Annotated in this window: 13 protein-coding genes; 5 read left to right on the top strand and 8 right to left on the bottom strand. The window is 47.0% G+C overall.

Annotation, left to right across the window (positions count from 1 at the left end; translation table 11 throughout):
* Positions 1 to 47: 47 nt before the first annotated feature.
* The 3 genes from K1X61_13010 to K1X61_13000 form a co-directional block, all read right to left on the bottom strand.
* A complete protein-coding gene (locus K1X61_13010) occupies positions 48 to 521 on the bottom strand; it encodes a DinB family protein (protein MBX7109564.1) in 474 nt (157 codons plus the stop codon).
* Positions 522 to 995: 474 nt separating this feature from the next.
* Positions 996 to 1,700, bottom strand: a complete 705-nt coding sequence (locus K1X61_13005; GenBank protein MBX7109563.1) for a LytTR family DNA-binding domain-containing protein — start codon at positions 1,698 to 1,700, stop codon at positions 996 to 998.
* Positions 1,672 to 2,751, bottom strand: a complete 1,080-nt coding sequence (locus K1X61_13000) for a histidine kinase (GenBank protein ID MBX7109562.1) — start codon at positions 2,749 to 2,751, stop codon at positions 1,672 to 1,674. The genes K1X61_13005 and K1X61_13000 overlap by 29 nt, the downstream gene beginning before the upstream one ends.
* A gap of 199 nt (positions 2,752 to 2,950) precedes the next feature.
* On the opposite strand from K1X61_13000, the gene K1X61_12995 reads away from it, so the two are divergent.
* The 5 genes from K1X61_12995 to K1X61_12975 all read left to right on the top strand — a co-directional run bounded on the left by K1X61_12995 (position 2,951) and on the right by K1X61_12975 (position 10,183).
* On the top strand, positions 2,951 to 4,699 hold the full coding sequence (locus tag K1X61_12995; GenBank protein ID MBX7109561.1) for an FG-GAP-like repeat-containing protein: 1,749 nt from the start codon (positions 2,951 to 2,953) through the stop codon (positions 4,697 to 4,699).
* Between the two features lie 171 nt (positions 4,700 to 4,870).
* Positions 4,871 to 7,072, top strand: a complete 2,202-nt coding sequence (locus K1X61_12990) for a T9SS type A sorting domain-containing protein (protein ID MBX7109560.1) — start codon at positions 4,871 to 4,873, stop codon at positions 7,070 to 7,072.
* A gap of 154 nt (positions 7,073 to 7,226) precedes the next feature.
* The gene (locus tag K1X61_12985) at positions 7,227 to 8,912 is read left to right on the top strand and encodes a sulfatase-like hydrolase/transferase (GenBank protein ID MBX7109559.1); all 1,686 of its coding nucleotides are present in this window, start codon (positions 7,227 to 7,229) and stop codon (positions 8,910 to 8,912) included.
* A gap of 81 nt (positions 8,913 to 8,993) precedes the next feature.
* Complete coding sequence (locus K1X61_12980) at positions 8,994 to 9,569, top strand: YkgB family protein (GenBank protein MBX7109558.1); 576 nt, start codon at positions 8,994 to 8,996, stop codon at positions 9,567 to 9,569.
* Positions 9,570 to 9,709: 140 nt separating this feature from the next.
* Positions 9,710 to 10,183 carry a hypothetical protein gene (locus tag K1X61_12975; GenBank protein MBX7109557.1) on the top strand — a complete coding sequence of 158 codons (474 nt, stop codon included), beginning with the start codon at positions 9,710 to 9,712 and terminating at the stop codon, positions 10,181 to 10,183.
* Between the two features lie 293 nt (positions 10,184 to 10,476).
* Here the strand turns inward: K1X61_12975 and K1X61_12970 are convergent, their stop codons facing one another.
* From K1X61_12970 to K1X61_12950, 5 genes are all read right to left on the bottom strand, one after another.
* A complete protein-coding gene (locus tag K1X61_12970) occupies positions 10,477 to 11,994 on the bottom strand; it encodes a catalase (protein MBX7109556.1) in 1,518 nt (505 codons plus the stop codon).
* 246 nt (positions 11,995 to 12,240) lie between these two features.
* Positions 12,241 to 14,607, bottom strand: a complete 2,367-nt coding sequence (locus tag K1X61_12965) for a T9SS type A sorting domain-containing protein (protein MBX7109555.1) — start codon at positions 14,605 to 14,607, stop codon at positions 12,241 to 12,243.
* Between the two features lie 1,013 nt (positions 14,608 to 15,620).
* Positions 15,621 to 19,715 (bottom strand): adenylate/guanylate cyclase domain-containing protein, encoded by a 4,095-nt coding sequence (locus tag K1X61_12960; GenBank protein MBX7109554.1) that lies wholly within the window; start codon positions 19,713 to 19,715, stop codon positions 15,621 to 15,623.
* 399 nt (positions 19,716 to 20,114) lie between these two features.
* On the bottom strand, positions 20,115 to 22,514 hold the full coding sequence (locus K1X61_12955) for an Ig-like domain-containing protein (GenBank protein MBX7109553.1): 2,400 nt from the start codon (positions 22,512 to 22,514) through the stop codon (positions 20,115 to 20,117).
* A 347-nt stretch (positions 22,515 to 22,861) separates the two neighbouring features.
* On the bottom strand, positions 22,862 to 24,496 hold the full coding sequence (locus K1X61_12950) for a T9SS type A sorting domain-containing protein (protein ID MBX7109552.1): 1,635 nt from the start codon (positions 24,494 to 24,496) through the stop codon (positions 22,862 to 22,864).
* Between the last annotated feature and the right edge of the window lie 7 nt (positions 24,497 to 24,503).

Below are 24,503 nucleotides of genomic sequence, written 5' to 3'. Positions count from 1 at the left end.
TGCTGAAGTGCAAGCTAAGGTATTTACACCGCCCCCGTGTCTCCGCCTTAAACTTTACTTTGCAATAAGATTTTTTTAATCAGTACAATCTGACCCAGGTGATAATGAACATGCTCAATTATTCCGTGCAGGTTCCGGTAGTAGTTACCATATTTCTCGTCTACAAAAGTTTCCCATAGTTTTTGCTCCGGCAATTGTTCAATCAGCGCAGCGTAAAGATCAACGTCCTTCCACATGTTTTGGAGCAACTGTTCCCATTCCTGCTGCGATCCGATGATTGGTACGTCGAAACTGTCCCTGTCCTTTCCATCAAGCGGTCCGCCTTCCAATACTTTTGCTGATACGCGGACATAGTAGTGCATATGGTAAACGAGCATAGCGATGGTGTTGAAATCATACACCTTCGCTACTGCCTGCTCCCATGTTATTCCCGCGAGCGTATCTTTCAGGTTGACCCATGTCCAGTTGCCGCCGTAATAAACGTCCCTGTAGTTTTTTGCGATTTGATTGGATAAATTCATGTGGGTGTATTGATTCGGTTTAAGGTGGCCAAGGTAGATTATGTTTCAAATATTATTACAGCTGAGTAAGCGCAAGCATCATTATCAACCGGTCGGCGAAGAGGCTAAACCGGCAGAGCATGCATTTGGTGCAGTTGTTTTTTGTCAGCTATTACTGCTTGTATCCATTCCTGCCGGCTTAACCTTTCATCTATGATTCTTAAACCCATGTCAACAATACTCCTGCACGGATTTGTTTCTATTTGTTGGTGCAAAAAAATTCGATGAGACGTGCTTTATCAATTATGATAATCTCTTTTTTCCAGGTTCTGTATTGGAGCAATCCGCTTTTTGATCTTTCGGCGCAAGATTGCAGCAGCATGTTATCTCCGGCAGTAATCGCAGTTTTCGCAGATGGCCCTGGCAGCACAATTCAGCAATCCCTGCATTCAGGAATTTTGTGCGTTTGGTAACACGGGTGTCATTGCTGAAATGTCAGACTCGCATCAGCTTCAGCACCTGCCCGCGATAGTTTCTTCCAATCGGCAAGGTCTGGCCGCTTATTTCAACTTCAGCAGCATCCCACTTTTCTACGGCATCTTTTGATATGAGGTAAGAGCGGTGAATGCGGATAAACTGACCGGCAGGAAGCAATTGTTCCATCTCATACATTGTCTGACGGATAACCAAGGTTTTGTTTTTCATCACAAGCTTTAAATAGTCTTTCTGGCTTTCAATGAATAATATTTCCGCAAATAAGATTTTTACGTGCTTCTTATCAACCGTCACAAAAATATGTCCGGCAGTATTTACCAAGGAGCCTGAAAGAGGTTGTTGCGGCTCAACCGGTGCAACCAGTTTATTGGCCGCCTGCAAAAAGCGACTGAACTCAACCGGCTTTACAAGGTAATCGGTCACCTGCCATTCATAACCCTGCAATGCATATTCATGATAAGCCGTGGTGATGATGATTTGGGGTTTGTGTGTAAGTGTCTTCAGTAATTCAAACCCTTTGATGGCCGGCAGATGCAGGTCGAGGAAAATTACATCCACCCGTTGTTCACGAAGCACCTGCATTGCCTGCACCGCATCGCTGCACCAGGTCAAAAAATGTAAGAACGGAACCTGTCGCACATAATCGGTCAGCACTTCTGCGGCCAGCGGTTCATCTTCAACGATCAGGCAATGCAGTTTGGTCATCCCATTGAAAGGTTAGCAGCGTGGTAAAAATGCCATTGTTCCCGGAAGATTCAAAGGTATGAACAGGATATAACAATTCGAGTTGCCGTTTCACATTGCTGAGCCCGATGCCTGAATCTGCTGCTGCGGCCTTGTATTCACTTTCTGCTTCTATATTGTTTTTTACTTCGAAAGTAAGGCGGCCTTTTTGTTCTTCGAGATGGATGGAAATATTTGTTTTGCCACGGTTATTGCCTGCTCCGTGTTTGAATGCGTTTTCAACTACCGGCAACAGCAGCAATGGGGCAACCGGTGCCTGCAGGTTGGAAACGAAAGTTTGACAGGTAACTTCCACGCGCACACCATAGCGTATTTTTTCAAGCTCAATATAATCCTCAATCACTTTCCATTCCCTGTCAAGCGGCACAAAAGTTTCTTTGCATTCATGCAGCATGTAACGCAACAATTTTGACAATTGCATCACCACCTGTGCGGTTTCAGGCGCCTGTTTTCTCGCCAGCGCATAAATGCTGTTTAATGTATTGAATAAAAAATGCGGATTGGTCTGCGCCCGTAAAAAATTTAATTCCGATTGCAGTTTTTCCCTGATCAGCTGCTGTTCACGTTTCGCATCCTTTAATTGTTTGCGCATCAGCGACAATGTGCAGGCTGCTCCTGCCACGGTAAGTATATCCAGCATGCGCCAGATGAACCGCGAGATGCCTTCGGAAACAGCGCTTTGTTCAGGCACTTCATGATGAATCATGGGCATGATGATCACCTGCATCAGTCCATGATACAGCAGTAGGGAGAGTGCCATCACGCCTGTTACTGTTGCAGTCAACCGCCACCTGCTTTCTTTTCCCATCCGGGGAATTAAATAGTACATCAGGAAATAGGCGAAGAGTATTTTAGGCAACAGCAGAATGGCTTCCGGCAGCAAAGCTTTAGCGAGACGGATTTCCCAGGCAAGATTGAAATACGAGTAATTGATCAGAAATACATCCACATAGGTTTTCAGGAACAGGTAAGTCCCCCAGAAAAGCAAATGAAGCCCGAGGCGGTTTTTCATGCTGGCAAGGTCGGCGTAAGTTGGTGAATAACGGATGCAATGCGATCAACAGCTGCTTTAGCAAGATAAACAACCATTTAACAGCGGTCAATAATAGGTCTTTGATGAAAAGGTTGTCTGTCAACCAGCATCACTGCTTCGTCGCATTTTTCAAATCCTGTCATTTATCCGGCCGTGTTTTGTGGAAAATTAATAAAGCATGAAAAGAAGAATACTCACCACAGCAATAATCTTTCATTACTGTTTATCCTATGGACAATTATTTACCGCTGTGACTGCCGGTCCTGTTGTAACGACCGGAGGAGACAGCCGCAGCGTAAATTTTACGGATCTGAACAATGATGGATGGGACGATATTTTTATCACGAATGGCCCTTCTGCCTTCGGCGTGTCTTTTCTTTATCTCAACAACGGAGACGGTAGTTTTACCAAGGTTTCCGGAGATGACATCGTAACGACGATTGCTCCTTATGATGGTGCAACGATTGCTGATGCCGACAATGACGGTGACCCTGATGTGCTGGCTGTTACGTGGTATGATAAGGTGGATTACTATTTTGTAAACAATGGTGACGGCACTTTTGTGAAAGCGGGCAATAATGCATTAGGCACCAGTAACGGATATTCTGAAACAGCCAGCTGGGGTGACTATGATAACGATGGATGGTTAGACGCTTATGTGAGTAACAGCGAAGGTGATTTTCATAATTTTTTATTTCATAACAACGGTGACGGGAGCTTCACAAAAATCACCGCTGGTGTTGTTGTAAATGATGCGCAGACATCACGTGGAGTAACCTGGGCCGATTATGACAATGACGGTGATCCTGATATCTATGTTGTAAATGAAAGTTCGGAAGAAAATAACCTCTACCGCAACGATGATGGAATGTTTACCAAAATTACAAACGGCCCGCTGGTGAGTGATAACCGCAGCACAATGAGTGCGAGCTGGGGCGACATTGACAATGATGGTGACCTGGATGTTTACACCGCCAATTCAGGATTTTTTGCCACACAAAAAAATCAGTTATACATCAATGATGGAGCCGGAAACTTTACTGAAATTTCAAGTGGTGATGCGGTATCCGATGGCGGCTGTAGCTTCAGTTCATCCTTTGCCGATTATGACAACGACGGTGATCTTGATCTTGCCGTGAGTAATGGATTCTGCAACGGAACCATTCTTAATTTTTTATACCTGAACGATGGAAACGGAGTTTTCGAACGGGATCTGAACAGTATTGATGATCTGACTACACCATGCTCATATGGATGCGCCTGGGGCGATGCCAACAATGATGGTTTCATGGATCTCGTGTTTGCTACCTGCAAGAACAGTGGCGTCGGAACCAATCCGCCTGATCTGTTTTATATGAACAATGGCAACGGCAACAACTGGATCAAAATTGAACTGGCCGGAACGCAATCAAATAAATCAGCCATTGGTGCAAGGGTAAAAGTGAAAGCCACGATTAATGGAAATTCCGTCTGGCAAATGAGAGAAATTACGGCGCAGTCCGGTTACTGTTCACAGAACAGTTTAACTGCGCATTTTGGATTAGGTGATGCGACGGTTATTGACAGTGTAAGAGTTCATTTTCCTGCGGGCAATGATACCGTGCTGATCAATGTGCCGGTGAATCAGCAAATTGAAGTGACGGAGGCAGCATTAACGGGCGTTCCCGGTGTATCCGCCGTTACTGCTTCCGCTTCCTGCTTTCCCAATCCGGCGCATGATATATTTTATATCCGGCTCAGCCGTCATTTGCTGAACGAAGAGAAGACGGTCCGGCTTTATAACATGGCTGGATTTTTAGTAAGTAAAAAAAATTTTCCTGCAGGAACAGCTGTCCTGAAATATACGGAATGGCTGGCAGCCGGTTTATACATGGTTGAAGTGGCAACAATACATGAAAAGCAACACCTGAAATTATTGGTAGAATAAGCAGAAATGATTGCAGGCAGAAAATAATGCAAAGATCACCGCGCTGATTCCCGCCCTCCCGCTACTCGCAACTTCTCCCCGAACAATCGCCCGGTCTTTCTTACCATAAACCGAAATTAATCTGGTTATCTCTTTAACCTTGAATATCTTTGCGCCCTCATTAAAACTCCCATGGAAAAAAAGCTACTCTCCGTTTTTCTTTGCCTCTTCATTTTTGTTGCTGCCCAGGCAGAAATCCCCATCTCCACAGCCAGAACGATGGCAGAAGGATCAACCGTTACCGTTCGTGGCATTGTGACCAATGCAGGTGAACTGGGAACAATACGCTATCTGCAGGATCCTACCGGAGGCATAGCTGCCTATTCAACTTCGCTGGCCGCTGTTCAGCGTGGCGACAGTGTTGAAATAACCGGTGTGATAGACTTTTACAATAACCTGATTGAATTAAATCCGGTCAGCAGTTATACTGTCATCAGTTCCGGCAATGCACTGCCGGAACCCTTTGTGGTGAATATGGCCGCTGGCTATGCCGAAGCTTATGAATCCAGGCTCGTGCGATTCAATAATTCCACCTTTATCAGCACAGGCAGTTTTTCCGCCAGCAGTGATGTTAACTACGACGCCACTGACGGAAGTGTACCGAGTGCGCAGGTTCGCACCATCCACACTTCCAATATAGCAGGTACTCCAATTCCAACCACACCGCTCGACATTGTCGGCATTATGAGTCAGTACCAAACGACCTATCAGCTTATACCGCGCGACCTCGATGATTTTGTGCTCGCGGGCAACCCTCCTGTATTCACCACAGCACTGTCGCAGAGTAACATTACACCAACGGCATTTGATGTATCATTTAATACACTGAATCCGGGAACTACCGTGATCTATTACGGCACAACGCCTGCTTTAGGAAGTGAAGTGAGCTATGCATCACTGGTAACTGATCATACCATCAGCATAACCGGTTTAACTCCGGCAACACTTTATTATTTGAAAGGAGTGTCCGTAAGCAGTACAGGCGACACCTCTTATTCGGCTGTGGCTACCATGATTACTCAGTCGCTTTCATCGGGCGTGATTAAAACATACTTCACCCGTTCGGTAGATAATTCAGTAGCGCAGGGGACGAATGCCGTTAACCTGGCACAGACAGCCGATGATACATTGATTGCATACATGAACCGAACGGTGTACACGATGGATATTGCCATTTACAACATGGATAATAACAATGGTATCGTGGATGCCATTAATGCGGCATACAACCGTGGTGTAAATGTGAGGGTGATTGGTGATGGCGATAACATGGACGCATCCGCATGGGCGCAGCTGAATATCGGCACCGGCAATAAAAAACTGAGTCCCACAGGCATTGATTACGGCATCATGCACAATAAGTTTGTGATCATGGATGCCAATAGCCCGGACCCAGACAAGGTGTTTCTCTGGACTGGATCGATGAACTTCACCAATCAGCAGATTAACTCGGATGCGAATAATGTGATCATCTTCCAGGATCAAAGTATTGCAAAGGCCTATGGCGTGGAGTTCAATGAGATGTGGAGCGGCTTGTTTGGCCCTGATAAGTCTAACAATACACCAAAGGAATTCGTGATCGGAGGTAACCGTGTTGAATTGTACTTCAGCCCCAGTGATGATACAGAGTCAGCCATCAAACGCACCGCCACATCGGCCGATCATGATCTCGAACTGTGTGTATTCGCTGATACAAGATTCAGTATTTCTTATGCGATAGATGACCGCACCAGTGCCGGCGTCTGGGGCGGCGGTGTGATTGACGATACAAGCAACGGTTCCTTTGCTTACAGCATCCTGGCAAGCGACATGGTGGGTACCTTGTTTGTAGCGAATCACTCTTATCTCGTGCATAATAAATACCTGCTGGTTGATGCCAATGCACCCGGACTGGATCCGGCTGTGCTGACCGGTTCACATAACTGGAGTACTTCCGCGCAAACAAAGAATGATGAAAACACCGTCGTGGTGCACAATGCAAGCATCGCCAATCAGTATTACCAGGAATGGGTGGCGCGTTACCACGATGAGGGCGGCACGCTGCTGCCGAGTTATATTGTGGGCATTGCGCCCGCTTCACCCGATGGCGCAGCATGGACCGTGTATCCTAATCCGGCCAGCAATTTCATCATGCTGGAACATCAGCCATTGCAGAGCGCAAACGCTGCCATACAAATTATTGACTTATCAGGAAGAACATTGTTGCAACAATCATGGACGGCAGGCCTTGACCGGCAACTTGTAGATGTATCATCGCTGAAGGAAGGAATGTACTTCGTGGTGTTACAGGACGGGCCCACACATGCTACCGCGAAATTCCAGGTGATTCGTTGATATATTCATAGTGCTTTTGCAGCATCCACCCGGCTGGCTTCATGCTTTAAGCAACCTGCCTGGTGGATGTTTTCTTTCGGGTCAGCGGAGACGTTTGCGGTTCGTGGCTGATACTTAGCGCCTGACTTCCTACATTTGCTGAAATATGCAACTCATGAAGTATGTTTTTTTTCTCCTGTTTCCGTATTTGGTTTTGTCAGCCCTGCCGGTTGCTGCACAAACCGGCCGCGCGAATGTGATCATGATCATTGCCGATGACCTGCGGTATGATGCATTCAACATGACCGGCGGGCCGTCTTTTCTGCATACACCGTCCATCGATAGGATTGCCAATGAAGGAGCGAGGTTTGATAATTTCTACTGTGTTTATCCTTTATGCATTCCGGCGCGCGCCACGCTGATGACGGGTCTTTATCCCCACAGCCATGGTGCCGTGGATAATTGTGCATTCATCAAGCCCAGCATCAAGACCGTGGCGGAGATATTAGACGGGAAAGGATATCATACGGGCATGATCGGTAAATATCATATTACCACCAAGAAGCAGGATGGCTGGGATTACTGGTTTGTCACCGGACGCAAGATTGAGTACGAGGATCCGACTTTTTACTTCAACAATACGGAACTGAGTATGACGGGGCATGTTGAAAATATCATTAATGATTCCGTTCATCAATACCTGAGTGAAGTAGATACGCCGTTTTTTGTCACCATTGGCCATCCGTCGCCGCACCGGCCCGTGGTTCCATTACCACAGTATGATGGAATTTTTGAGAATGATACCATGCCGATTCCTGGCAACTTTTACCAGTTCACTTCCTGGTATCCATCCTTTCTTTATGGCGACAGCACCAATATCTACGACAAAGACAAAGAACTGATCAAGGATTACAAAAACTATTATGCAGGAATATTGGCGGTGGAAGATAATGTGACCGACATCTTCAACATCCTGCAGAACCGGAACCTGCTCAACAATACGATGATTATTTTTCTTTCTGACAATGGCGCCAATTACGGCGAACATGAGCTGAAAGGCAAGGGCAAGGTGTATGATCCATCCATTCACCTGCCGCTATTCATCCGGTATCCGTCGTGGTATGCATCGAATACCGTGGTGGACGGTAATTTCTTTTGCCTGAATATTGACATCATGCCCACCATTTTAGCCGCAGCGAAAGTCAGTTATGAAAGCTATCATCCGCAGGGCACTTCGCTGCAGAAACTTATCTCGGGGCAGGTGACACGCGATGCTTTCCTGTTTGAAAATATCAAGCTGGGAAATGCTACCTGTGATGCGGTGGAGGACAGTGATAACCCATCCATGCGCGGCGTGGTGACCAAAGATTATAAATATGTGAAAAGCCAGTGCGATCATTTCACCGAGGAGTTGTACGACCTCAATGCCGATCCGCTGGAAACCACCAACCTGATATTCAAACCCGATTACCAGGGCGTGCTGAATGACCTCCGCGATGAGCTGGCGGCATTGAAGATTCAATATTTTGATACGCTGAAGAAAGACAAAAAAATACGCGAATGCTATCTCGTGAAGTGCAATCCTGATGCTATCCATTCCGTCATCATCGGCGATACGATACCCTGGCGGATGAGTCCGAATCCGGCGGCGGAAACGGTGAAATTTTCCGGTGAGTTCGGTGAAGCCACTACCATCACCATCACCAACACGATGGGACAGGTGATGCAACAGTTTTCCATACCAGCTGACGATGCGTTGCAATCAATGGACTTTGATATTTCCGGTTATGCGCCGGGCATTTACTTCGTTACGATCAGGCAACAAAACAACATGGAGTTGAAAACACTATTAAAGAACTAAAATGCATGCCTGGCAATGACTGTCATGAATCAGGCAAAGCCGGAATCATATTTCCATTAAACCTGTAAAGTAATTCATGCCGTGAAAGCACTTATCCAATTTCTGGCAGAAAGCCAATCATGGTTTATCCATTTTACGAGACTATCCATTTTTATCGTCATGGCGTGGATTGGCGGACTTAAAGCATTTCAGTATGAAGCGGACGGCATAGTACCGTTTGTTGCCAACAGTCCGTTCATGTCTTTCCTTTACACGCATCCTGCACCGGATTATCAGCAGTATAAAAACCCGGAGGGGAAAACGGTAGCAAAAAACATTGCATGGCATAAGGAAAACGGAACTTATACTTTCGCTTATGGCCTGGGTGCAGTTATTGTGCTGATTGGATTGCTGACGCTGTCAGGTATCCGGTACAATAAAATGGGGCTGGCGGGAGCGCTGCTCACCGTTGGAATGTCTATGGTTACGCTGACTTTTTTGATCACAACACCGGAGGTGTTTGTGCCGAACCTTGGCGGCGACTTTCCCACTCCGCAATTTGGTTTTCCCTATTTATCCGCAGCCGGAAGATTAGTTCTGAAAGATGTAATTATGATGGGTGCAGGGTTGATTTGTGCTTCGGACAATGCCCGGCGCCTCATCAGGCAAAAGCGATGATTGCTACCATAAGCTGCAAGCCGCATTCTTAATCTGTTCACTCGCATTGTGGACAAACCACATATTTTTTCTGCCGTTCCACTCATCAAACCGGCAATTGCATGTGCCGTGTATTATCTTTGTGAAAAAAAATCAGCAAAATGAAAAAGATAGTTTCCCTGCTGCTCGCGATGGTTTTCATCAGCGGCATTGCAGCTGCGCAAAATCCAATGGATGCAGCAAAGAATATCGGAGGACAGGCCGTGTCTTCGGCCAATTTTGGAACCATCATGTCTGACCTGGCCGGTAACATCAAATCCAGTGCGTTTACGCCAACTTTTAAGAAATCGCTGGATGACTACCTCGGTGGCCTGAAATCGATGAATGTTACCGACATGGCTGCGGCAGGCACTTCGGTGGTGCAGCTTGCAGGTGGTTTGAAGTCCACTTCATTCCTGAACGGATGGACGCCGCCAATGGATATGATGAACAGCCTGAAGAAGGCAACGTCAATCTCGCAGATTGCGCCGATGGCATCTACCCTTGTTTCCAACCTCGATCCGAAAATTTTTAAAAGCGGATTTGACCCTGCTACGATTACATCAGCGTTGGGAATGTTGGGTGGGATGAAGTAAGCTTTATTGAATTTATTAATGAAGAGCGGGCCGTGCCCGCTTTTTTTTTGATGATGATGAGGAAAGTTGTGCATGAGATGATGTTTATGACTTGGGGAAGTGAGTGGCGCCTGGTGAAGACGCGATTATTGTATGAAGTTGACAAGCGACAGTTCAAGACGGCAAAAGCAATAGGCATTCACTTCGTGCTATTGAAACTTGTGTTTCCATGCTGAAAAGAGCTACCGGCACTCACTGTATGGTGTTGAAAGCTACAGCAAATGCCGGCAGACATTGCGTACCTGGCGCAACATTTAAGCAACAACCAGGTTCGCTTTTTTTTCTGCAGGTAAAGCCAGCGGAGCATTGTGCATGCCCAACCCTTTTGCAATGGCAGATCCGAGGTTTATATCGACCATATACCAGTGGTGCAGCATACGATGCGTGATTTCCTCTTTCTTCGGGCCGGTGATGCCTTTCATGGCGACCACAATGTTATTGATGGTATGCAGTTTCTGCTCATTGTCCAATACAGCGCGGAACAGGATGCCCGGCTGCGTATAATGATCGTTTTCACCGGGTGCATTACGGTCGTACCAATCAGCCAGCGTGCTGTCGAGGTGCAAGGGTAATTGCTTGTAATCATGATCAACCGGCAAAGGATCAAAGCTGTTGGGCCAGTAGTTGGCCGTGCTACCACCATTTTCATCGATGCGCATCTGTCCGTCGCGGTGATAGTTGTTGACTTCATAAGGGCAGCGGTTGACTGGAATCTGTTCGAAGTTTACACCGAGGCGATACCGTTGTGCATCGGGATACGACAGCAATCTGCCCTGCAGCATTTTATCCGGTGAATAGCCGATACCATCCACTACGTTCGACGGAGCGAATGCCACTTGTTCCACATCGCGGAAATAGTTTTCCGGTACCTCATTCAGTTCGAGCACGCCCACATCCACAAGCGGATAATCTTTATGCGGCCAAACCTTGGTGACGTCAAAAGGATTCCACCGGTAGTTCTTTGCTTCCTGTTCCGTCATGATTTGCACCTTCATGGTCCACCTTGGGAAACCACCTTTTTCAATCGCAGTTACCAGGTCACGTTGTGCATGGTCAGGGTCTTTACCCTTCATGTTCACGGCTTCGGCATCCGTGAAATTCTTAATGCCTTGTTGTGAGATGAAATGGAATTTCACCCAAAACTTTTCGTGCCGGTTGTTGATGAATGAAAAAGTATGGCTGCCGAATCCATGCATGAAACGATAGCTCTGCGGTGTTCCGCGGTCGCTCATGAGGATGAGTAACTGGTGCATGCATTCAGGATTCAACGACCAGAAATCCCACATCATCGTTGGGCTCTTGCAATTTGTTTTCGTATCTCTTTTTTGGGTATGGATGAAGTCGCTGAATTTTTTCGGGTCTTTGATAAAGAAGACCGGTGTGTTGTTGCCGGCGAGATCCCAGTTGCCGTCTTCCGTATAAAATTTTACAGCGAAGCCACGCGGATCACGTTCGGCATCAGCAGATCCTTTTTCACCACCCACCGTGGAGAAGCGGACAAACACCTTTGTTTCCTTGCCCGGTTTATCGAAGAGTTTCGCCCTTGTAAAACGCGTGATATCATGGGTGACAGTGAACTTGCCGAATGCGCCGGTGCCTTTAGCATGTACCACTCTTTCAGGAATACGTTCCCGGTTGAAGTGTGCCATCTTCTCATGAAGCATATAATCCTGCAGCAGGATGGGACCGCGCGGACCGGCTGTTAAGGAGTTTTCGTGTTCTGTATATGGAATGCCCGACGCAGAGGTCAGTTTCTTCTTTTCGCTTTTCATGACTGGAAATTTTGTGTTCAAAGTGAGGAACCAAAATTCGGGTTGGCTGATAAAAGAAACAATGATTTTGGAAAGGTAAAGGTGTGAGATATATCAGTTTATGGATGATTCTACCCAAAAGCTGTATCACCCTGAAAACCAAGAGCCATTATATTGCAATAGCCGGCGCGGCTTTTCAGCAGGTGATACGATGCAGCCCCCGTATTATGTACGGAGGCTGCGGTGACTAAAGTGTCAATTCATCTTTCATTCATTTACTTTCACGATTGATTGATGCATGACGCGGCCACCTGCCGTGATGATCTGTAACTGATACATTCCGCTTTGAAAGCGGGTAAGATCAACTGACTGATGAACCGTGCCGGCTGCAAGATTTTGCCGGTTGGAAAATACAACCTTCCCGTTAACATCGGTCAGGCGCAGGAGAATATTACCGTCTGTCTCATTCACGAATGTGATTTCCAAAACGGAGGTAACAGGATTAGGATAGATACTCAACAACTCCTGATCACCCTGTAACAGGTCCGTGGATTTTCCTGTTGATGACAGCGTGGTAAAATAACCGAAATCCGAATAGGCGCCTTTAGCTGTTTGCCCGTTGGCAGAATCATTCGCTGCTACACGGAACTCATAGTTAGTGCCGGGCGTGAGTTGTGTTACATGGAAGGTGCCCACGTTGCCATCCGTGGTTTTTTTCGTCCATTTACTGGTGCCCGCTTCGCGGTAGCGCAACAGGTAGTAATCAACACAGCTGAAAGTGGTCCAGCTGAGATCAACACTCTTTTTACCAATGTCGGTTGCCGACAAGCCGGTAACCACCGGCACCACTTTCTTCACGGCGCTTGTTGCATAGCAATCGCCGGTGGCACCATCGGAAAATCCCCTGCACGTATAGCTGCCCGGTTCAAGCTGATTAAACTTATGAGAGCCGGTGGCATCGGCTGCAACAGGTGTTCCCACTGCTTCGCCGTAATGGTAGAGTTGCAGGTACAACTGGCCTGATCCGCCTGTTGCCTGGAAGGTGATATAGCTGTTGGTACACGTTGATCCTGAATGTACCTTGGTGGCTGTTACCGCAGTAACACAGTTCGTTTGCGTCCAGGCCGGCGTAAGCTGATAGGAAACCCATTCCGTATTGTAATAGAGGAATACGGCGATGTAGTAAGTTCCTTGTGATAAACTACTTAAGTTGGCAGTAACCGTGCCGGAACTGTTGTAGCTACTGAAGACCGGGCTGGTAAGCGTATCCTTGTACACCTGCATGTACGTATATGGACTATAACCGGCATCTAACCTTTTTTCGAAGTTCAATGTAATGGTAGCATTGCCATTGCCGGTGTAATTTATTTTCCACCAGTCGATGAGATCTTTCGCGCCTCCGTTAGACCTGAATCCAACATGTCCGCTTGTACCATAGTTCGCCGGTAAGGTGGAGGCATTCAGGGCATGTTCATTAAAAAGCCCGTCATCAGCATACTGGTACAACGATAAACCATTGCTCAGCGTGTAGGGTGCAAAGCCGGAATTGTAATAGCAGATGATTCTGGCATAGTACGTTCCTGCTGCCAATCCATCCTTGGAAATGACGCCGCTGGAACTGGTAAAGGTGCTGGCTAACAAGGTGATGCCATCTGTGTCAAACAACTGCCACCAAACATATTGACTATTATATATATTTAGTGAAAGGGTAATCATGCCATCCTCGTTGGTTACGATCTTATACCAGTCAACTGTATCACGGACGGTATTATGGTAATAACCGATATGGCCTGACAGGGTGCTGTTGAGAGGAAAACCTATGGCCTGTCCTATCGTGCCATTGGGTTCGGTATCCGGTTGTTGTGCGGGAAGGAACAGGCTGTCGGTGAGTGTATATGGCGCGAATGAGCTGCTGTAAAAGCAGATTATGCGCACATAATAGTTACCAGCAGCCAGCCCGTCGGTACTGTACGCGCCGGAAGTGCTGGTATATGCACCATTGAGGTAAGTAGTTCCATTACCATCAAATAACTGCCAGTAAACATATTGTCCGTTGGATACAGATAATGCAAGCGTCAGCCTGCCGTCTGCTGCGGTGGTGACCTGGTACCAGTCGGATGTATCCCTTACATGATTGAAGTAATAGCCAATATGCCCTGTAACGGTTGCATTTACGGACAAGGGAATGGCCTGCGCGAATGTGCCGTTCGGTTCCGGATCATTGCTGAGCGGTGCAAGGGTGAGTGCATTGGACAGCGAATAGTCACAAACGTCCGTATTGTAGAAGCAATGAATGTAAACGTAGTAAGTACCCGGTGAGAGGCCATCCATGGAGATGGTGGCAACGGTATAAGAATATGCCTGTGTAAGCAGCGAGGTGCCGTCATTATCGTAGAGCGATACCCAGATGTAAGTACCCGAAATGGAAGTAAGTGAAAGGCTGAGTATACCATCCTTATTGGTGGCAACCTTCCACCAATCACCATCTGCAGCTGGATTGATAGCGCCGGTAGCACTGCTGTTGAGGTTTATCTTGCTGGCCTGTGACTTTGTATCGTTAGGTTCAGTTTCTGCAAAAAGCAAATTCACTGTTGCCAGCATTGCGACGATAAGTAACCATAGAAACTTTTTCATAAGCGGAGATTTTTAGGTGAGAAAAACTTATTCATCCGCGGAAGGAGCCTTCCGGTCACCGAAGTCATCATTAATTTTTTAGCAGATAGCACCGATGTAAGTGGTGATACAACACAGGATATATTCTTAATATGCTGAGCGACCGGTTGGAGATTGCTTCCGTCAATCATATTCATTGATTGAGCAGGTAAAGTTCCTGTACCACCGGTTTGGAAAAAATGATTTAAAACAGTTTTTAAAGTTATTTTTTCATGGCCACCAAGCGGAAAGTAATGATGTGGTAATAAGTTGAGGATATACGCCGGCGGTATCCTGGTAATGATGAAATAATTTCCAGCGATGCAGCGGCAGGAGTACTGTTATATCGAGGTTATAGAATACTCAGGTTAAAACGGATGGCTCGTAATAAGGTTTGATTTACGCCAAGCATATTGCTGGCATGGTAGCTTCTCTTTCAGGCAGGCCCAAAGAGTGGTACCTCATGAGAGCGCGCCGCGGGTCTGCTTCAAAGACTGGCGTCGATTGAAGCCAGGCTTGCTCCTGCAGGCCTTTCACCATCCATGAACGAAGAAACCTGAAGTTTTTCCGACCCAAACGCCAAAGTATATCTCAGTGAATGCATCCCTAACCCGGCTTCACACAGCGCATCAATCCATTATGAATTACCGGTTAATGCCGGTGCTGCTGAGCTTCAATTGTGGGATGCTCTTGGTGTTGCGATTTATGTATTTCCAATCAGCCTTCGCAGTGGTCGCGTGGAAATCCCGACGCGCATGCTTGCCGCCGGTATCTGTCAATGCGTGCTGTTCATTGATGGTCAACCTGCAGCAACAAGACAACTTTTCGTGTCGCGGTAACAAATGAGCGAGCAGACGTATCAAACCTCATGCGCGGGAATCTGTGCACTCCTGCATCTTTTTTATTTACCCCTTAACGGGTGGCTGGTTTGTATGACTCATGAGGTTTTGCGAAGACCGGCAACAGAGAGAATTCTTGGAATGACGAGCGTATGTTTAACGGAGATCTTCCACAAAATACATCTCCACCTCCCCTTTGTTCTTCGCCGGGATTTTGCCGCGCGCGGTGCATTTGAATTTGTCTTTCACAAGCGTATGCGTGCTTTCCGAGATATTTATTTTTCCGGCTTCGCCATGTTGTTCCATGCGGGCGGCCATGTTGACGGCATCGCCCCAGATGTCGTAGGTGAATTTTTTCAAACCGACTACTCCCGTAACAACAGGCCCGGTGTGAATGCCGATACGGAAATCAAATGCCGGCAGATCCTGTATAGTGCGCGTGATGGAAAATCCTCTGATGAAGTTCATCATGTCAAGTGCAGCGCGGATGGTTTTTGTGGCGTGATCTGCTACAGGATTCGGGAGACCGCAGGCGCAGACGTAAGCATCACCGACCGTTTTTATTTTTTCCAGGCCGTGCTTGTCAACTATATGATCGAAGGCGCGGAAACATTCATCAAGCTGCGTGACGAGTTCCTGCGCGGAGAGTGTTTCGGCAATGGAAGAAAATCCTTTGATGTCGGCGAAGAGAATTGTGACTTCATCGTGCTTACGCGCATAGGACTTTCCAAACTGCTTTAGTTCTTCCGCAATTTCTGCAGGGAGAATATTCAGCAGTAATTTGTCGGCGCGCTCTTTCTCTTCGCGCAGCTTCCGTTCTTCAATCAACGACTGCGCCACCAGCGCTTCCGCCTTTTTCAGATCGGCATAGCGCCGGATCGTGAGGTCAAGAATGGTTTTGAAACGAGTGAGAATAGCGGTTTCCGCTGTGGACGCCGGCACCGTACCCCACGTAAACAGGAAGCCGTCTGTGAACGGAAGGAAACTGCCGAACTGCTTGTCAGTCTTCAGGTACTGATCAAAAGAAACAGCCAGCGCTTCGGAAAGCATCCGGTAATATGAAACGAGCGTCTCTCCCTCGAGCACCGGAAAATAGTTCTCCTGCTTCAGCCAGCTTTCATATTGCTGTTCAAAAACCGGGTGACCGATAAAATCAAATTCGCCGGTGAAAGAAAGTGTGATGGCTTTATCGAATGATGTTGCAGGATACAGTTTCGCCCTGCGCGATTCCCTGGTAAGCAACACAAATCCGCTCCGGATGGTATGGATGCCCAGCTTGTTCAGTTCTGTAAAAACAGTGCCGGCCGCTCCGGTGAGGTCGTCGCTGTTATGCATGGCCATGGCGCTGGCTCTCACTCTTTCCAGCGATGCCTCAATCTGCGCCTCATGCGCCTGCGCCTCTGCTTTTTGCAGATCGAGGAAACGGGTGTAGGTTAGATCGAAAACTTTGGCGAAGCGCTCCAGTAATTGAATGGTTTCTTCCTCCGCAGGTTCATCTTTTGAAAAAGAGATGATGCCTTTTGAGAAGCTCGCTATGTTGATGATCCAGCGATCATCAGGTGATTCATTTTCGTTGCCGAACTGCGTACCGGAAAGTTCACTGCGATAACGGTTGTAGTCATGCAACTCCTTTCCTTTTAACTCCACACTTCCTGATTTTGCGCCTGATTTCCATAACGTGTAAATCTGTTCAAACAGCGGCCAGTCATTGATATGTGCTTTAAAAATCCGCTTCAACGGACTGGCATGATATGTAGCTGATACTTCGATGGTGTTTTCTTCTTCGCCGAATATTCCGATTGATATCTGTTCCACGTTTTCTCCCAGCTGCCTGAATTGTTCAAAGAGAACAGCAGTGGTTGCTATAAGCTCATCGCTGCGCTGCATGGCCATCGTTCTTGCGCGGACGCGTTCAAGCGCTAATTCAATCTGTGATTCGCGCGCCTGTGCTTCTGCTTTTCGCAAGTCGAGGAAACGGGTGTAGGTCTGCTGGAAAACTTTTCCGAATCGCTTCAAGATGTCATTATCGTCCTCTGAATAGGGAATGCCGGTAAAGTTCTCGATATACAGGGCAACATCCTGCAGTAACACAGTGGAAATGGAAAAACCCGGATGGCTGAAAATGATTTTTTTTGATTCCTCCGGAAAACCGGGAACATGTTTAAACAGCTCTCTGTAAAAACTGTTTTTTTCTTCGAGGTTAAGGGTGGTGGCAAAAAAATCTGTTCCCTTTTCTTTTGCTTCTTTAAAACGATTGTAATAGATGCAATCAAAATATGGAATCGTTACCTCTGACGGAGTTCCGAACTGATCTGCTATCCAGCTATGGAAATCATCTCTTTCCTTGTAATCCAGAATAAATCCTGTATGGTCAGTATCAACAGACAGATGAACTAGTTGTTCGTATACAGTCTGAATGACCTCCCTCAGTTCGTCGCTTCTTTGCATGGCCATCGTTCTTGCACGAACTCTCTCCAGTGCGAGTTCGATCTGCGCTTCACGCGCCTGCGTTTCTGCAAGCGCCACATCCACATACCTTCGATACGCGAGTGCAAACACATTCCGGAAGCGAGCCAGCATTTTCATTTGCTCTTCGCTGACCGGAGCAAAGGATGAAACACTCAGCGCACCAAGCCCTGTTGACCAGGAGTAGTAATAAACCGAAGCAGCGGCATTGAGTTTTTCATCCGGCAGGTAACCGATTTCCTCTCTGAATTTTCTCCAGCCGGGCATTTCTTTTTCTGAGATGACTACGGGAACAAAGGCATCGCTTGCTTTCTTCAGATCATTTGCCCATTGTTGCAGAATGGGATTTGCTTTGTATCCAATCTCGATCGTGCCGCAAACTCCGTAGTCGCAGTAGTAGCTAACTATGGCTTCCTGCTCATCTTTATTAATGATGATCTCCGTGTTGCGGATATCAGCGAAGCCGAGTGATCTCAGTTCATGGTAGATTGTTTCGCCTACAGTTTTCAGTTCCGCTGTCGTATGCATAGCCATGGACTGCGCCCGCACTTTCTCGAGTGATGCTTCGAGCCGTGCTTCTTTGGCTTGCGCTTCCGCTTTTGCGATATCAGTGTATCGCTGATACGACAGATGAAACACGTTTCTGAACCGTTTCAGCATGGCTATCTTTTCGTCGCTGATGGCACCGAATGTGGAAATGCCGATTGAACCGATGCCGATTGAATAGAAATAGTAATAGAGTCCTGAGTTTTGATTCAACCGCGGATCATCTTTTTCTCCAATGAGCTTTCTGAATTTCTTCCACTCCTCTAAATCTTTTCCGGTGAAATACGTTTCTGAAAATGCATCATTCGCACTGCGGATTTTTTTGATTTGCTTTTCAACGAGCGGATGAATCGTGTATGTCAGGTGATTCGTGCTTCTTCCTATCTCATCAGAAAAATCATAGTTGATGAATGATTTCTTCTCATCATTGTGTATGTTGATCATGGCATTACGCATCCCCGAAAAACCGAGTGCAAGCAACTCATGAAAGAGTGTTTCGCAGATATTCAGCAGATCATCGGGTGTTCGCATACCCAGTGCAACGGCGCGCACGCGTTCGAGGGATGTTTCAATCTGCGCTTCACGTGCCTGTGTTTCGGCCTTCTCTATATCAAGATAGCGCCGATAAGAAAGTTCAAAGACGTTCCTGAATCGTCTGAACAATGCAATCTCTTCCTCATGCAACAGCTCATACGTTGACATGCCCAGCGCAACCGGACCAAGAGAATGCCAGTAATAGGTGAGTGAAGATGCCGATTCGAGAAATGAATCAATGAATACATTGGTTGTTTTCTGATATGTAATCCAATCCGGCAACTCTTTTTTGCTGATGGTGCGAATGAATACTTCACCGGCGCCTTTCAGCATCTGTTGGGCGAATTCATTGTGCAGCGGATGATTCCGGTATTCCGTTTCTGTAAAAACAGTCTTGTCGTGCTTTGAGTAATATTCGAAGTTGAGGTAGATTTCTTTCTCTTCATGAAAAATCGCCGTTTGCACATTGCGTATTGCTTTCACGCCCAGGGTTGTCAGTTCCTTACTGATGGTCTTGCAGATTTCGAGCATGTCTGCAGGTTGATTCATACCTAAGGCAATGGCGCGGACCTTTTCCAGTGATGCTTCGATGTCGAGTTCCCGCTGTTGTTGCTTCAGTGTATCCTCCAATAAGGCACGCTCACCGGCTGACAAAGGGTTTGCCTGCTGAAGCATTTTGATCAGTTCATCGAGTGGCTGTTTCATTCCTGTGGATGAAGGTGAGTCGGTCATGTGTTATTACAGGAAGCAGGGTGCAGGATTAATCAACCTTTGTATTACCGTGTACCATGCTGCTGCGGGCGGTGAAGCAATGAAGTTATGATTTTCGCTGACAAAAGACAGCTATTGTTAACGTCGCATGTTTCAATGACCGGAAATGTGGTTATATGAACTGGCATTCAGCTCATGAGCGGCAGCTAATATCTCAGCTTAAAACAGAGAAGGGGCAAATCGCACTGAATAGTGATGACTAAAAAAGTCCGGATGCATTTGTATCCGGACATACAATATCCTCCAACAGGTTCAGGATTACTTTCACGCTGCGGAGATATGCTTTGTTAGCATGCTGAAAGATGCGATGACTGTTTTTCCGCAGCTGTTAAGCTATTCCACAGCAATTTTTTTCATCATCACCACATTGTTTAACCATGCCTTCAGGAGGTAAATGCCGGGTGTGAGATCAGCAACGTTTATAGTGATTGCATGATGTCCCTGCGAAACATTTTCCTGCAGCAATGTTTTCAGTTGTTTTCCTGCGGCGTCATATAAAATGATCTGCAGGGCACCGGCTGACGCTGCTGTAAAATCGACCGTAGCCGTTGACTGGCAGGGGTTAGGATATACCATAAAGCCTCCGGTGACATTATGCAGCATAGGGCTGTTACTGATCACTTCTCCTTCCGCATCATATAGTAAGACCACATCTGCCTCCGTCAGCACTTCATGAAAAATATGCAAATTTTCGAGCAATCCTTCAAAGTGATAGGCTGTGCTGAAATCATATCCTCCCCACGTTTCATCATCCCACAGTGTGCCGGCTCTTGACTGATTGAAGCCAAGGGCGAATTCATTGGTTACGTCAGGCAACAGGCCGCCGTACTTCAAACCTACTGTTGTTGATTTGGGATCAGCTATAGGCCAGAGATCAAAGTCCTGCGCAAACATCAGTTCACCGTTGATAAACATGCACCCTACTTTTGTCAGGCTGTTATAGACGCAGGTAATATGCGCCCATTTATCCTTCAGCAACGATGCCAGGCCGCCGCTGGCGGTGAGGTCTTTGCAATAAATCCAGCCCTGCCAGCCGCCATTATCTTTGGTTTTTCCATCTGCAGCGAAATAGAGGTCTTCAGACGCTGTAGTGCCGTCTGCCAATTCATAGCTGGCAGCAAGCTTGCACCAGTTAAACTGTGCAGCGATTTCAAAATCGAAGCCATGGTATGCGCCAAGCCCGAAGATCCAGTGATTACGCCCTTCATGATTGGCAGATGATGCATTCACCCAAAATGAAATGGCAAAGTCATGGGAGTTCATGAGTGTGTCGGTGGCGGGAAATTCCACGATGGAGGTATTGCCGTTGAAGCTTGCCGCTGTACCTTCCTCAGGATTGTAAGAGGTGGCATACTGCAAGTCAATCTCTGCTGAAGCCATCATGCCGCTTATCTGCTCCACGGTGTTGTTTTCGAAATTCCAGTAAGCCACTTCACCGGCAGGCACGAATGTTCCGGCAGTTGTAAAATAACGGTTGATGAGGGGCGAATGCGTACCATTAGTGCCGGTAAGCCCGGTTTCAAAATGCAGCTGATAACCGGTTCCATAAGCCAGCAGATGCGGCGGATCAATAGTGATGGTATTGCCGGAAACATGGATGGAGCAGGCAGCGGTATTTCCGTCATAGCTGCGGATCAGCCATATGTTTTCACTGTTGGCGGAAGCGGCATCCACGGCGGTGGAGAAAACAGCGGTAATGGCGGAAGCAGGATCAATACCGGTTGCCACCGTATCAACATTCAGATTGGCGTCACCTGCGGTTAAGGTCAGCAGGTCAAAGGTCGGGTCGGCCGGTAAGGTATATTCCCAGCAGTCATTGTATTCGTTCCATGCATAATCGAGTCCGGTAACCAGGTAACCTTTGTTGCCGATGCCAAAGCCAACGGCAGCACACCGCTGAACATTTCCCGCATCCGTTTTTTGTGTCCAGGTATTCAGTGACGGATCATATTCCCAGAAATCATTCATATAAGCAGTAAGCGCTCCGGTACCAGCATATCCTTTATTGCCGATCTTAAAACCGACAGCAATCCAGCGTTGTTGTCCGCCGAAGTCTGCTTTTTGCAGCCAGCTGTCTGTAGCAGGATTATACTGCCAGCAATCTTTCAGGTATTGAGCGTAGCTAAAGTCAGCGCCGGTAGTCACATAACCATATTCGCCGATGCTGAATGCCACAGCCGACATTCTGCCTGCTGCCGGCAGCGATGCTTTTGCCGCCCATGTATCAGTAGAGGGATTATATTCCCATAAATCATTCCGGTAACCTCCGTCATAACCGGTACCGAGATATCCTTTATTGCCGATACTGAAAGCGATGGCACAGCTGCGCGCGGTTCCCGGGAAAGGAGATTTCTGTATCCATATATTGTTTTCGGGACTGTATTCCCAGAAGTCATTCATGTTACCGGCGGTTTCGTTCCATCCTGTTCCGATGTATCCTTTGCCGGCAATACTGAAACCCACGGCCATGCAGCGCATGGCGCCGCCAACATCTGCTTTCTGCGCCCAGGCATTGGTTGCAGGATTGTATTCCCACAGATCGTTGTAAAAATGATAGATGCCATCATCCTTCATACCTGTTGCCAGGTAGCCTTTATCGCCGATGCTGAATCCGATGGCATAGTATCTTGCTGTTCCGCCGAAGTTTGCTTTTTGGATCCAGGTGCCTTGCGCGGATAGCCCTGTTACCAAACTTGTAAGCAGTATGGTTAGTAAAATTATTTTCGTTTTCATGGTATTTGAATTTAACTGCATGAAGTAATTTCCTGATACGGTGCTGTTTTCATTTTATGATAGAAGACGTACCAGATGATCATCGTCAGCGCCGCGGTAATAAAAACTGTTGTACGGCTTTTCATCGCCCGGAATTTTCATTAACAGCCTGCACAAAGGTCAGATACGGGAGGTCTGAAAAAAATGATCTGCATTAGCTTTAGTAAATACTTTCATGGTAATTCAGGAAAGGAAAACAGCGCCATGCAGAAACAGCTATTTGCACGAAAGTGCACTGCCGCATTCGCTTATGACGAATACGGCAGTGCATAGAAACTGAATAGTGCTGAAATACTATCAGCGATAAACTATTGCAGCAAAACTACCTTCCTGATAAGGATTTCATCATTGGCATGAAACTTCAGAAGGTAAACACCAGGTGAGATATGATTGCAATTGAGTGTTGTGTTGTGTACCCCCGCAGAACAATTTTCATCTACTACCCGCTGTACTAAATGCCCTGCAGCATCAAATATATCAATCTGCACGATTGCAGCTTCAGGTATAGCATAGGAAATGGTGGTACTAAAATGAAATGGATTGGGACTGATATTGAAACAGGAATCAGGTGTGATTTTGATAACTGAAATTGTTTTGGAATAGGAAAAACTTCCATTGAAATCTGTTTGTCGCAAGCGATAGTAACTGATGTTGTCATATGGATCTTCATCGGTGTAGGCATATGAATTTTGATGTGTTGCATTGCCGGCACCGTCAATAAATGCGATGGATTCAAATGTTTTCGCATCGCTGCTTCTTTCCACTGTGAAATAATCATTGTTCAGTTCCGATGCTGTTGTCCATTGCAAAAGATTTTGATGGCCGTGATTTGTTGCAATAAAATCAATCACTTCGACGGGCAGCGATGTGCAGGCTGTCAGCCCTGTGATTTTACGGATACGGTTATTGACGTTGTCTGCTATAATCAAAGTGCAATTGGCCAGCAAAGCCAGCGACCAGGGTGCATTTAGTTTGGCCAGTTCAGGAAGACCACCGTCTCCCGAAAAGCCTGCCGTTGATCCGGCAATAGTACTGATGATGTTGGTGCCGGCAGTAATTTTCCGGATACGGTTGTTACCCTGATCAGCGATGTAAACATTTCCGGATTCATCAACGGCTAATCCCTGCGGCCCGTTAAATTTAGCTGCTGTCGCAACGCCAAGATCACCGGAAAATCCTGCTGTGCCGGTGCCTGCAATCGTAGAAATGATGCCTGTGCTCAGTGTTATCTTTCGCACTTTGTTGTTACCGCCATCACCTACATAAATGTTGCCTGCCGCGTCCACGGCGATACCTGCCGGATAATTCAGCTTTGCTGCAGTGGCCGGACCGCCATCGCCTGTCGCACCTGCAGTGCCGGTGCCAGCAACGGTGCTGATGATGCCTGTATTGATGGCGATCTTTCTGATCTTATGGTTGTAGCAATCGGCGATGTATAAATTGCTTTCTGTCACATCAAACGCCATGGCCGCCGGATAATTTAACCTGGCACTTGCAGCACTTCCGCCATCACCTGTTGTGCCTGCACTTCCGTTGATGCCGGCGAAGATGGTGATGATGCCGGTGCCGGCTGCTACTTTGCAAATGATGTTGCTGCCTGCATCGGCGATATAAATATTGCCGGCTGCATCAGGAACTACTCCCAGTACATACCAACTGAAAGTGGCCGAAGTGGCTGGTGTTCCGCTACCGGCAAAGAATCCGGGTGCAATGCCCGGTTTTCCTGCAACAGTACTGATAATGCCTGTGACTGCATTTATTTTTCGAACGCAGGCATTGGACATATCGGCTACATAAATATTTCCTGCCGCATCCAGTGCTACGCCTGCCGGGTAATACAATTTGGCAGTAACTGCAGCTATGCCATCACCATTGTAGCCACCGATGCCTGTTCCGGCAACTGTAGATATTATCTGCGCATGGCAAATACTTCCGTGTATCAATAAGCCG

This window comes from Chitinophagales bacterium, assembly GCA_019694975.1.
Classification (GTDB): domain Bacteria; phylum Bacteroidota; class Bacteroidia; order Chitinophagales; family UBA10324; genus JACCZZ01.
This window is presented reverse-complemented; position numbering and strand designations above follow the sequence as displayed.